This window comes from Ruegeria meonggei, from assembly GCF_042768335.1.
In the GTDB taxonomy this organism is placed as follows: Bacteria; Pseudomonadota; Alphaproteobacteria; order Rhodobacterales; family Rhodobacteraceae; genus Ruegeria; species Ruegeria meonggei.
In genome coordinates this window covers 1,618,955-1,630,707 of sequence record NZ_JAXHBT010000001.1, presented here as the reverse complement: position 1 = coordinate 1,630,707, position 11,753 = coordinate 1,618,955, and the positions used below count along the sequence as shown (strand labels likewise).

Genomic DNA, 11,753 nt, shown 5'->3' with positions numbered 1-11,753 from the left:
GTTACACCTCTTTCAGCTTTAAGGCTGCATCCTGGATCGCCGCCCTGATGCGAGAGTAGGTACCACAGCGGCACAGGTTGCCCTGCATCGCGTCATCAATATCTGAGTCGGTCGGGTCAGGGTTCTCCGCCAGTAGCGCGGCCGCCTGCATGATTTGCCCTGACTGACAGTACCCGCATTGTGCGACCTGATGGTCGACCCAGGCCTGCTGGATCGTTGCCAATGCGTCCGGCGATCCGATGCCTTCAATCGTTGTTACATCGCCCCAAACATCCGACAACGTGACCTGGCACGAACGCACGGCCTCACCATCGATATGCACTGTGCAAGCACCACAAGCTGCGACTCCGCAGCCGAATTTGGTACCGGTCAGGCCAACCCCGTCCCGCAGAACCCACAGCAGGGGTACATCGTCAGGCAAGTCTACTTGATGGGATGTACCGTTCACTTTTAAACTGGTCGCCATGGCGCATCTCCCTGGGCTTTGGCTGGTTCCTGACATATTGCCTGCAAGTGTCAGATTGTCAATTGACAAAATAAACAAAAAATGTCAAAGCTACGGTATGAGTGATTTGAATGATGACCCGAGGCAAAAAGCGATATTGTCGTCAGCCTTTCAGGCCTTTGCCGCATACGGTTTTAAAAAAACATCGATGGATGATATTGCGCGTGGCGCGGGGATGTCGCGGCCGGCCGTCTATCTGCACTACAAGAACAAAGAAGCGATCGTTCGAAAGCTGACCCAGCTGTATTACGAGGAAAAAGCCCTGGCCGTCGCGCAGGCACTGGAAGGCCCGGGATCAGTGCCCGAGACCGTAGCAAAGGCCGTTCATGCGCAATCCGAAGGCATCGCCGAGATCCTGGCCTCTCCGCACGGGCTTGAGATGTTGGATACCACCAAGTCCATGGCCACCGAGATTGTCGAGGCGGGCGAGGGGGCGTTGACCGACCTCTATGCCAATTGGCTTTCCAAGGAACAGACCAACGGGCGGGTCAGGTTGGTTGGCGATCCGCACGAAACCGCAAAAACCATCACCGTCGCGCTGAAAGGGATCAAGCTGACCGCCTCTGGTGGGCAGGACTTTGAGGTCCGCGCCGCACAATTGGCTGCGCTGATTGGTGCGGGGCTTGAGGCTAGGTAACGCGCTGGCGGACTTTGAATTCGGGCGTGTCCCACAACCGGTTCGTCATGATATCGGCCAGAATTGAAACCGCATGCTCGACATCCTGCGCGTCGATATACAGCGGCGTAAAGCCGAACCGCATGATATCAGGCGCGCGGAAATCGCCGATCACACCGTGTGCAATCAAGGCCTGCATGGCGGCGTACCCATCAGCAAACCGGAACGAAACCTGGCTGCCGCGCTGTTCGGGATCACGCGGGCTGGCCAGTTCCAGCCCGGGGCAGGCCGCCTCGACCCGTTCAATGAATAACTCGGTCAGTTCGATGGATTTGGCGCGCACGTCCTGGATATCAGCCATATCCCAGACATCCATCGCTGCGGACAGCGCGGTCATCTGGATCACAGGCGGCGTTCCAACCCGCATTCTTTCGATGCCGTCGCCAGGGCGATAGTCCAGATCGAAGGCAAAGGGGGCCTCGTGCCCCAGCCATCCAGACAACGCGGGACGCACACGTTCAGCCAGGCGCGGCGCTACGTAGACAAAAGCCGGCGCGCCAGGGCCTCCGTTGAGATACTTGTACGTACATCCAACAGCAAAATCGGCGCTGCAGCCAGACAGGTCCACAGGAATTGCCCCGGCAGAATGGGCCAGATCCCAGACAGTGATCGTACCGTTTGCGTGCGCCAGTTCGGTCAGAGCCTTCATATCGTGCAGGCGTCCGCTGCGGTAATCAACCTCGGTCAGCATCAGGACAGCCACATCCTCGGTGATACTTCCGGGGACCTCATCGGGGGCGACGACGCGCAATTCATATTCTGGGCCAAGGGACCGCAGCAGTCCTTCGACCATATAAAGATCGGTGGGAAAGTTGCCACTATCCGACAGAACAACCTTGCGGTCGGGACGCAACTCCAGCGCTGACGCGACCGCCTGATAGACCTTGATCGACAGGGTATCGCCGGTTACCACGCTGCCCGGTTCCGCGCCAATCAGATGACCGATCCGATCCCCCAATTTGGTCGGCATAGCCATCCAACCTGCCTTGTTCCACCCGGTGATCAGCATCTGGCCCCATTCCCGGGTCATCATGTCACTGACACGGCCGCTGGCCGCATGGGGCAAGGGGCCAAGTGAGTTGCCGTCAAGATAAATGACGTCCTTGGGTAAATCGAACATGGCTTTTGTCGCGGCAAAGTCGGTCATAGTGGTCCTGCGAATTGGTCTGGATGTGAATTAGATCCAAGGGCTACCTGATCCATCCGTTTGTGTCCATGTTTTGCCCTGTGCCGGGCATCCGAGGCACGCCAGCGCTGCGACTATCTGGTGTTTTGCCATCTTGGGCAGGAAACGATAGATCATCGGCAAGTTTACTGATGAACCAAAAGGCATCCGGCCATGAAAAAGATTGATCTTCCTCCGGTCTGGTTGTTGGGATTTGCCGTGTTGGCCTGGGCACAAGAGCGGTACTTTTCACTGGGTCTGTCGCTGGATGGAGGTTTCACAGACTTGCTCAGCGGAGTATTGATCGGCGGCGGCGTGATCCTGGCGGTTTTGGCAGTGGCCGAGTTTCGCCGCCACAAGACAACGGTGATCCCGCACCAAACGCCTTCGGCCTTGATCCAGAGCGGGATTTTCAAACGCAGCCGCAATCCGATCTATGTGGGTGACGTTTTGATTTTGGCGGGTCTGATCCTTCGGTTCGACGCGGTTTTGTCGCTGGTTTTGGTTCCCATCTTTGTGTGGGTGTTAGAGCGCCGCTTTATTGTGCCTGAAGAAAACCGACTGCGCCGGACATTCCGCGCAGATTTCGCCCGATACGAACGGCAAACCCGACGCTGGGTGTGACGCCGCGTGTGTCGTGACATAACGTTACGAATGCTGCGCTTGCGAAATAATATTGCGCAGGGTACATGAAAGCTTGATGAACTATACCGACCACCTGATCGGTCAGATTGAAAATTAGGGGGAACGCCGGTGAAGCTAGGCACACCAAAGGAAACGATATCGGGCGAGGATCGCGTTGCGATGACGCCGGAGTCTGCGTTGCAACTGCAGAAGCTTGGGTATGAGTGTCTGATTGAGAAAGGCGCGGGTTTGGCCGCGGGCTTTTCGGATGCGACGTATGAGGCGGCGGGCGTTGAGGTGGTCAAGACGGCGGCCGCGTTGTGGAAGGCGGCTGATATCGTCGCCAAGGTTCGCCAGCCTACCGAGGCTGAACTGAAACGCCTGACCAAAGGTAAGACGCTGATTTCCTTCTTTAATCCAGCCGGAAATGAAGAAGGCATGGAGCTGGCCAAATCCAAGGGCGCCAATGTGATCGCCATGGAGATGGTGCCGCGGATTTCCCGTGCGCAGAAGATGGACGCACTGTCCTCGATGGCCAACATCGCGGGCTATCGCGCAGTGATCGAGGCGGGCAACAACTTTGGTCGCTTTTTCACTGGTCAGGTAACGGCGGCGGGAAAAGTACCGCCAGCGAAGGTCCTGATCGTCGGCGCTGGTGTGGCCGGTTTGGCGGCCATCGGCACGTCGACCTCGTTGGGTGCGATCACCCTTGCCTTTGATGTGCGTCCCGAAGTGGCCGAACAGGTCGAGTCGATGGGCGCAGAGTTCGTTTACCTGGATTTCGAAGATGACAGCCAGGATGGTGCCGCGACCGGTGGCTATGCCAGCGTGCAGTCCGATGAATTCCGCGAAGCCCAACTGGCCAAGTTCCGCGAACTGGCCCCTGAGGTAGACATCGTCATCACTACGGCGCTGATCCCCAACCGCGAAGCGCCCGAGCTTTGGACCAAGGACATGGTCGAAGCGATGAAACCGGGCTCGGTCATTGTCGACCTGGCGGCGGAAAAGGGCGGCAACTGCAAGCTGACCGTTGCGGATGAGAAGGTCGTGACCGCCAACGGCGTGACCATCATCGGCTATACCGACTTCCCCAGCCGGATGGCGGCGCAATCCTCGTCGCTTTACGCCACCAACATTCGTCACATGATGACCGACCTGACGCCTGAAAAGGACGGTCAGATCAATCATGACATGGAAGATGACGTCATCCGCGGGTCCACCGTGACCTTTGAGGGTGAGATCACCTTCCCACCACCGCCACCAAAGATTCAGGCGATTGCGGCGCAGAAAAAACCCGAAGTCAAAGAGCTGACCCCGGAAGAGAAGCGTGAGCAAGAGGTTGCGGCCTTCAAGGCGCAGACGAAACAGCAGTTTACCCTGCTGGGTGTCGGTGGCGCGTTGCTGCTGCTGGTGGGGCTGATCGCTCCGGCCAGTTTCATGCAGCACTTCATCGTCTTCGTGCTGGCCATCTTTGTGGGATTCCAGGTGATCTGGGGCGTCGCACACAGCCTGCACACACCGCTGATGGCGATCACTAACGCGATCTCGTCGATCATCATCGTGGGCGCACTGATGCAGATCGGGTCGGGTTCGTTCCTGGTCATTCTGTTGGCGGCGTTGTCGGTCTTTATGGCTGGGATCAACATTTTCGGTGGCTTCCTCGTCACCCGGCGCATGCTTGCCATGTTCCAGAAATCTTAAGGAGGCCGGATAGATGCAAGGCTTTACTACTGCTGCTTATGTTGTTGCAGCTGTTCTCTTTATCCTGTCTCTGGGCGGTCTGTCGAACCAGGAAAGCGCCAAGCGCGCGGTCTGGTACGGTATTGTCGGTATGGCGCTGGCGGTTTTTGCGACGCTGGTTGGCCCCGGTTCCGGTCTGTGGCTGCTGTCGCTGCTGCTGATTGCAGGCGGTGGCTTTATCGGCCAATACGTGGCGCAACGTGTCCAGATGACCGAGATGCCGCAGCTTGTGGCCGCGATGCACTCGTTGGTTGGTCTGGCAGCTGTGTTTGTGGGCTTCAACGCGCATTTCGAAATCCAGAATGTGGCACAGGTTTTTGCCATCGTGGACTCGGCGAAGGATGCGGATCTGTCCAACCTGGGTGCGTTTGCGAAACTGATCGCAAAGAAAACCCCGGCGGAACTGGGCATCCTGCATGTTGAATTGTTCCTGGGTATCTTCATTGGTGCGATCACCTTCACCGGTTCGGTTGTGGCCTATGGCAAGCTGGCAGGTAAGGTGACGTCGGTGGCGACAAAGCTGCCGGGTGGCCATGCACTGAATGCGGCTGCTGCGGCTCTCTCGGTGATCTGTCTGATCTGGTACACCGCTTCGGGCGGTCTGTTCCCGCTGATCCTGATGACCCTGGCGGCGCTGTTCATCGGTTATCACCTGATCATGGGCATCGGCGGCGCTGACATGCCGGTGGTTGTGTCGATGCTGAACAGCTATTCCGGCTGGGCGGCTGCGGCGATCGGGTTCAGCCTCGGCAACGACCTGTTGATCGTGGTCGGTGCGCTTGTGGGCTCGTCCGGTGCGATCCTGTCTTACATCATGTGTAAGGCGATGAACCGCCATTTTGTCAGCGTGATCCTGGGTGGCTTTGGCGGCCCGCAAGGTGAGCAGATGGCCGTTGAAGGCGAGCAGATTGCCATCGAAGCTGAAGGCGTTGCCGCAGCCCTGAACGACGCAGACAGCGTGGTCATCATCCCGGGCTATGGCATGGCGGTGGCGCAGGCGCAGCAATCGGTTTCCGAACTGGTGCGCAAGCTGCGCGCGCAAGGCAAGAACGTACGCTTTGCGATCCACCCCGTTGCCGGTCGTCTGCCGGGGCACATGAACGTGCTGCTGGCGGAAGCCAAAGTGCCTTATGACATTGTTCTGGAAATGGATGAGATCAACGACGACTTCCCGGATACGGATGTTGCCATCGTGATCGGCTCCAACGACATCGTGAACCCTGCGGCGCAGGAAGATCCCAACAGCCCCATCGCCGGTATGCCGGTTCTGGAATGCTGGAAGGCCAAGCAGGTGTTTGTATCCAAGCGTGGTCAGGGCACCGGCTATTCGGGCATCGAAAACCCGCTGTTCTTCAAGGAAAACACCCGCATGTTCTATGGCGACGCCAAACAGTCGCTGGACAAGCTGCTGCCGATGATCGACTGATCTCCACAGGCTTAGAAAAGACAAAGGCGCCCCGACCGGGCGCCTTTTTTCATTTTGGTGTAGTCTGCAGTGCAGGAGGTGCCTCATGGAAAAGGTCAACGGCATAGGTGGCGTGTTCTTTCGCGCCCACGATCCAAAGGCGCTGAGCGCTTGGTACGAAGAACACCTGGGTGTTAATTACTATGACCCGGCGCCCTGGAAACAACGCGAAGGATACACGGTCTTTGCCCCCTTTGCGCAGGACACCGAGTATTTCGGGCGGTCCGAGCAGCAGTGGATGATCAATTTCAGGGTAGACGACCTGACGGCAATGATCGCCCAGCTGAAAGCTGCGGGGATATCTGTCGAAACCCGGGCCGAGTGGGATAGTGAGGTCGGCAAATTCGCCCGCATTCATGACCCCGAGGGCAATCCGATCGAGCTGTGGCAGCCAAATCAATGAGATAGCGGGTTTGTATACCGTTGTATCCTTGTAAGTATATGAAATAAAAAGAGAATTGATGTAACGGCGAGGTGTCGTATAGTGCCCGGAACGAACCGGAGCCCTTGAATGACCCCAATTGATGATCACCCGCTGCGCTACGCACTGGCCAATGAGTTGCACGCGCGGCCGTTCCCTGTGGCGTCGACGCCTTGCACCGTGGTCTTTCTGGCGATCAAGAAACCGGTTGCCGCCGTGGCGCGGGATCGGGATGAGGATCTGGCCCATCTGATCGACCTGCTGGACCGGCACGGGGCACAGCACCCGCAGCCTCAGGCAACCCATTATGCCGGGCAGATCGGGCGCCATTGGCTGAAATGGGAGCAACATACCGAGTTTGTGACCTATACCGCAATTACACCGAACGTCAGTGACCGGCCCTTCAACCCGGCCGATTTTGAAGTCTTCCCGCCGGACTGGCTGATGGCAAGCCCGGGTCAACGGGTGACCTCTGTGATGATGCGCGTGGTCACGCGCGGGCAAGACGATACGGTCAAATCCTCTCTGGCCAACTGGTTTGAGCCCGAAAGCCTTGCCGTGGCCCGGGTGCTGGACGACGCCGCCGTATGTGCCAGCGATTTCCGCATTGATCCGGCTGGGCATATGCGGTTTGCGATGTTCGTGGCAAAAGGCACCGGGCAACGCAGGATAGGGCGGATCATTCAGCGTCTGTGTGAGATTGAGACCTACAAAGCAATGTCCATGCTGGGCTTTGCTCGCGTCAAACAGCTGACCCCGCGTATCGGAGAGTTGGACGGCAAGTTGACCGAATTGATGGGGCAGATGACCGATAATGCGGCCAATCCTGACGCTTTGCTGCCTGATCTGTTGTCTATCTCGACTGAACTTGAGACGCTCTCGGCCCGGTGTTCGTTTCGCTTTGGGGCAACGGGCGCTTATGAAGCTATAGTGAACCAGCGGATCGAAGTTCTGCGCGAAGAGAGATTTGAGGGGCGCCAAAGCTTTGCCGATTTCATGATGCGCCGCTATGATCCGGCGATCCGCACCGTGAAGTCCACTGAATATCGTCTGCAAGCCTTGTCGGACCGGGCCATCCGGGCGGGTGAGCTGCTAAGGACTCGGGTGGATGTTGAACGCAGCGCGCAAAATCAGGCGCTGTTGGAAAGCATGGACCGCCGCGCCGATATGGCCCTGCGCCTGCAGCACACGGTCGAGGGGTTGTCGGTGGTTGCCATCAGTTACTATGCCGTCTCACTGGTCAGCTATCTGCTGTATCCGCTGACCAAGGCGGGGATCAGCAAGGGGATGCTGACGGCTGCGGTGACAATCCCGGTTGTGCTGATGGTGTGGATCGCGATCCGCCAAATACGCAAACGGCTGGAATAAACCGCAGTTGCCAAACCATCCTTACCCTGTAGAACGGACTGGTTTGACGCATTTTGTGAAGGGCTTCCAGTGATCGGAATCGTGGCCGCGTGGCGGGCCGTTGCTGCCATGTTCATCCTGAATGGTGCGCTGTTTGGCATCTGGGCGTCTCGTATTCCGGCTGTGCGCGATCGGTTGGACCTGACGCACGAAGCCCTTGGTTTTGGCCTGCTGTTCATGGCTGCCGGGGCGGTGTGTTCCTTTCCGGTTACAGGGCGGCTGACTGACCGGTTCGGGGCGGTGAGGATCACACGGATAATAGCGGTTCTTTACACACTCTCCCTGATCCTGCTGGCCGTTGCAGACGGGTTCTGGGCGCTGGCTGGTTTTCTGTTTGTATTCGGGGCGTTCCACGGGTCAATGGATGTGGCCATGAACGCCTGGGCTGCCGAGGTCGAGCAGACCTATGACAAACCCGTAATGTCCTCATTCCACGCGATGTGGAGCCTGGGCGCAGGGTTGGGCGCGCTTAGCGGGTATGGCGCGGTGCAAATGGGTCTGACGGTGATGCAGCATTTCCTATTGACCGGAGGGGTCGTGGTGGCGCTTGCGTTGGCCTTGTCCTGGGTGCGCTGGACATCGCGCCGCGCGGCTTCGTCTGGCGGCGCGGTTTTTGCTCTGCCCTCTGGGGCACTGATCTTGGTGGGGTTCGCAGCATTGTGCGGGGCGCTGGGCGAAGGGGCTGTGGCGGATTGGAGCGCTATTTTCCTCAGGGATGTAACAGGCGCGACCGAAAGCGTTGCTGCCCTTGGATACGCGGTGTTCTCGGTGACGATGGTCACCTTCAGGCTGGCCGGAGGCTTTGTGATTGCCCGGTTCGGTCCGGTCTCAGCGGCCCGATTTGGGGGGGTGTGTGCGGCGTTGGGCGTGTTCGGTGTAGTATCCGCAGATGCAGCAGGTTTGGCGCTGGCTGGTTTTGCGTTGATGGGCGTTGGCTATGCCGTAATCATGCCTTTGGCCTTTAGTCGGGCTGCCAACGATCCGCATGTGCCGCCCGGGCAAGCCATCGCCAGCGTGGCAACGCTGGGCTATGGCGGTTTGTTGATTGGTCCGCCGCTTATTGGGTTTCTGGCTGAAATGCTTACATTACGGCTGGCATTCATGGCATTGTTGCCGTTGGCCATCCTGATCATTCTATTGTCCGGTGCGCTGCGGCCCGTGCACACTGACTGAACATGTGACGGCCTGAATGCAGGGCACATATAAAACTGGGAGAAGACCATGCCGATCAAGAACCGCTTCGCAGAGTTGCAGGGCGAAATCACTCAATGGCGGCGCGATATTCACGAAAACCCCGAGATTTTGTTTGAGACACATCGCACAAGTGCTCTGGTCGCCGATAAGCTGAAGGAATTTGGCTGTGATGAGGTGGTGACCGGGATTGGCCGCACCGGAGTTGTGGGCGTTATCAAAGGCAAGGTTGATACCGGCGGCAAGGTGATCGGTTTGCGGGCGGATATGGACGCGCTTCCGATTCACGAAGCGACGGGTTTGGACTATGCCTCGAAAACGGATGGGGCGATGCATGCCTGTGGTCATGACGGGCACACCGCGATGTTGCTGGGGGCGACCAAATACCTCTCAGAGACCCGTAACTTTGACGGAACAGTTGTGGTGATCTTCCAGCCTGCCGAAGAAGGCGGCGGCGGTGGTCGTGAGATGTGCGAAGACGGCATGATGGATCGGTGGGGCATTCAGGAAGTTTACGGGATGCACAACTGGCCTGGCCGCCCGGTGGGCAGCTTCGCCATTCGTCCGGGCGCGTTTTTCGCCGCCACGGACCAGTTTGACATCACGTTTGAAGGCAAGGGCGGTCACGCGGCCAAGCCGCATGAAACAGTTGATACCACAGTCATGGCAGCGCAGGCGGTCATGGCGCTGCAGACCATCGCCGCGCGCAATGCTGACCCGGTTGATAAGGTGGTGGTTTCGGTCACGTCGTTTGAAACCTCATCCACTGCGTTCAACGTGATCCCGCAGTCGGTCAAGCTCAAAGGTACTGTGCGCACGATGAGCAAGGAGATGCGCAATCTGGCTGAAACGCGGATCGGGGAAATCTGCAACGGCGTTGCCGCGACCTTTGGTGGGGCTGTCGATGTGACTTATTATCGGGGCTATCCGGTAATGGTGAACAGCGATGTGCAGACCGATTTTGCGGCAGATGTTGCGCGGTCTGTATCCGGAGCGTGCGACGAAGCCCCCTTGATCATGGGGGGCGAGGATTTTGCCTTTATGCTTGAGGAGAGACCGGGTGCTTACATCCTTGTGGGCAATGGCGATACCGCGGCGGTGCATCATCCCGAGTACAATTTCAACGATGAGGCCATTCCGGCCGGGTGCAGCTGGTGGGCCGGGATCGTTGAACAGCGGATGCCGGCAGCTTGATGGGCCTCGCGGGGGCTCTGCCCCCGCACCCCCGGGATACTTTTAGCCAGATGAAGCTGGATCCGCGTCCTGTAGGCTGAGTTGGGTGCACAGCGTTTCGACAACCGCATCCAGTGCCGTTTTTTGGGTGTTCACGCAGGATTTGGCCGCTGAGCGGGCGGCGTCCAATGCGGTGGGGTCAGACAGCCAGGAGGTGACTGTATTGGTCAGGTCCGGGGTGGATGCGACCTCAATTGCGCCGCCGCATTCGATCAGCGGGGCAAATGTTTCCGCAAAGTTGAAGTAACCTGGGCCGGTGATCACGGCAGCACCTGCCTGTGCGGGCTCAAAGGGGTTGTGGCCGCCGATGTCCTTAAGTGAGCCGCCCAAAAACACGATAGGGCAGAGCGCGTACCAGGTCCCGGTCTCGCCCAGCGTATCGGCCACGTAGATTTGTATTTCGGCTGTGATGGTCGCGTCGGCAGAGCGGAAAACAGCGGTTTGCCCGACCTTGTCCACCAGCGCGGCGACCTCGCCCCGGCGTTCGGGGTGGCGCGGGATCAGCAGCAGCAGCAGGTTGGGCCAGCGTTTCAAAAGCTGTGCATGGGCGGCCAGAACGGTTTCTTCTTCGCCTGCGTGGGTGGAGCTGGCGATCCAGGTTGGACGATCTGTGATCTGCGCGCGGATGTCTGACAGGGCGGTTTGGTCCACCGGCAGCGGGTCGGACATGGCTTTGAGGTTTGTGCCGGGATACACGCGGTCAGCAGGGGCGCCCATGTCGATCAGGTTCCCAGCCGTTTTGTCATTCTGGGTCAGGAACAGACGAAACCGATCCAAAATGAACCGCGCTGTTTGGGGGCGCTTTTTCCAGCCTGCGACGGATTTGTCAGATAGTCGGGCATTGAGGAGCGCCAGCGGGATACCCCGCGAGCCACTTTCGACGATCAGGCGGGGCCAGATTTCGCTTTCGACGAAGATACCTGTATCGGGGCTCCAATGGTCCAGAAAGCGCTGTACCGGGCCAGCCGTATCCAGGGGGGGATATTGATGCCGGGTGCGGGGCGGCATGCGTTTTTCGATCAACGCAGCGGACGTAGGGGTGCCGGAGGTGATCAGGAACTCTGCCTGTGGCAGGCGCTGACCCAGACGTTTTATCAGGCTGATGACAGATAGGGTCTCGCCCACGCTGGCGGCGTGAAACCAGATTAACTGGCCCCGAGGGCGCGGCTCGCTGGCATGGCCCAGCCGTTCTTGTTGCCGTGTCTCGGGAACGTCTGCGGCCTGCAGCTTGTTTCGGACCGTACGCCAGGCCAGTGGCTCAGCCACAGATGTCAGGCCGCAATACAGACGGTACAGCAGGGTTGGCCGGCCAGCGCGCTGGGGCAT

11 protein-coding genes are annotated in these 11,753 nt (G+C 58.7%); 8 read left to right on the top strand and 3 right to left on the bottom strand.

Annotated features, from left to right (window positions below):
• Position 1 precedes the first annotated feature (1 nt).
• A complete protein-coding gene (locus SJY13_RS08010) occupies positions 2 to 466 on the bottom strand; it encodes a (2Fe-2S)-binding protein (protein ID WP_377189929.1) in 465 nt (154 codons plus the stop codon).
• A 97-nt stretch (positions 467 to 563) separates the two neighbouring features.
• On the opposite strand from SJY13_RS08010, the gene SJY13_RS08005 reads away from it, so the two are divergent.
• Complete coding sequence (locus SJY13_RS08005) at positions 564 to 1,142, top strand: TetR/AcrR family transcriptional regulator (RefSeq protein WP_377189926.1); 579 nt, start codon at positions 564 to 566, stop codon at positions 1,140 to 1,142.
• On the opposite strand, the gene kynU is transcribed toward SJY13_RS08005, so the two are convergent.
• Positions 1,135 to 2,328 (bottom strand): kynureninase, encoded by a 1,194-nt coding sequence (gene kynU / locus SJY13_RS08000; RefSeq protein ID WP_377189923.1) that lies wholly within the window; start codon positions 2,326 to 2,328, stop codon positions 1,135 to 1,137. The genes SJY13_RS08005 and kynU overlap by 8 nt on opposite strands.
• Before the next feature lie 192 nt (positions 2,329 to 2,520).
• Here kynU and SJY13_RS07995 point away from each other — a divergent pair, with 192 nt between their 5' ends.
• From SJY13_RS07995 to SJY13_RS07965, 7 genes are all read left to right on the top strand, one after another.
• A complete protein-coding gene (locus SJY13_RS07995) occupies positions 2,521 to 2,970 on the top strand; it encodes a methyltransferase family protein (RefSeq protein WP_085821173.1) in 450 nt (149 codons plus the stop codon).
• 129 nt (positions 2,971 to 3,099) lie between these two features.
• Entirely contained in the window at positions 3,100 to 4,671 is a 1,572-nt protein-coding gene (locus SJY13_RS07990) for a Re/Si-specific NAD(P)(+) transhydrogenase subunit alpha (RefSeq protein WP_377189920.1), read from the top strand.
• Positions 4,672 to 4,684: 13 nt separating this feature from the next.
• Positions 4,685 to 6,136 carry an NAD(P)(+) transhydrogenase (Re/Si-specific) subunit beta gene (locus tag SJY13_RS07985; RefSeq protein WP_085821171.1) on the top strand — a complete coding sequence of 484 codons (1,452 nt, stop codon included), beginning with the start codon at positions 4,685 to 4,687 and terminating at the stop codon, positions 6,134 to 6,136.
• Positions 6,137 to 6,221: 85 nt separating this feature from the next.
• Positions 6,222 to 6,578, top strand: a complete 357-nt coding sequence (locus tag SJY13_RS07980; RefSeq protein WP_377189917.1) for a VOC family protein — start codon at positions 6,222 to 6,224, stop codon at positions 6,576 to 6,578.
• A gap of 108 nt (positions 6,579 to 6,686) precedes the next feature.
• A complete protein-coding gene (locus SJY13_RS07975) occupies positions 6,687 to 7,964 on the top strand; it encodes a DUF3422 family protein (RefSeq protein WP_085821169.1) in 1,278 nt (425 codons plus the stop codon).
• A gap of 69 nt (positions 7,965 to 8,033) precedes the next feature.
• Complete coding sequence (locus tag SJY13_RS07970; protein WP_377189914.1) at positions 8,034 to 9,176, top strand: MFS transporter; 1,143 nt, start codon at positions 8,034 to 8,036, stop codon at positions 9,174 to 9,176.
• 48 nt (positions 9,177 to 9,224) lie between these two features.
• The gene (locus SJY13_RS07965; RefSeq protein ID WP_377189910.1) at positions 9,225 to 10,388 is read left to right on the top strand and encodes a M20 aminoacylase family protein; all 1,164 of its coding nucleotides are present in this window, start codon (positions 9,225 to 9,227) and stop codon (positions 10,386 to 10,388) included.
• A gap of 42 nt (positions 10,389 to 10,430) precedes the next feature.
• Here SJY13_RS07965 and SJY13_RS07960 read toward each other — a convergent pair whose 3' ends face one another.
• Positions 10,431 to 11,753, bottom strand: coding sequence for a 3-deoxy-D-manno-octulosonic acid transferase (locus SJY13_RS07960; protein WP_377189908.1), 1,323 nt, complete (start codon positions 11,751 to 11,753; stop codon positions 10,431 to 10,433).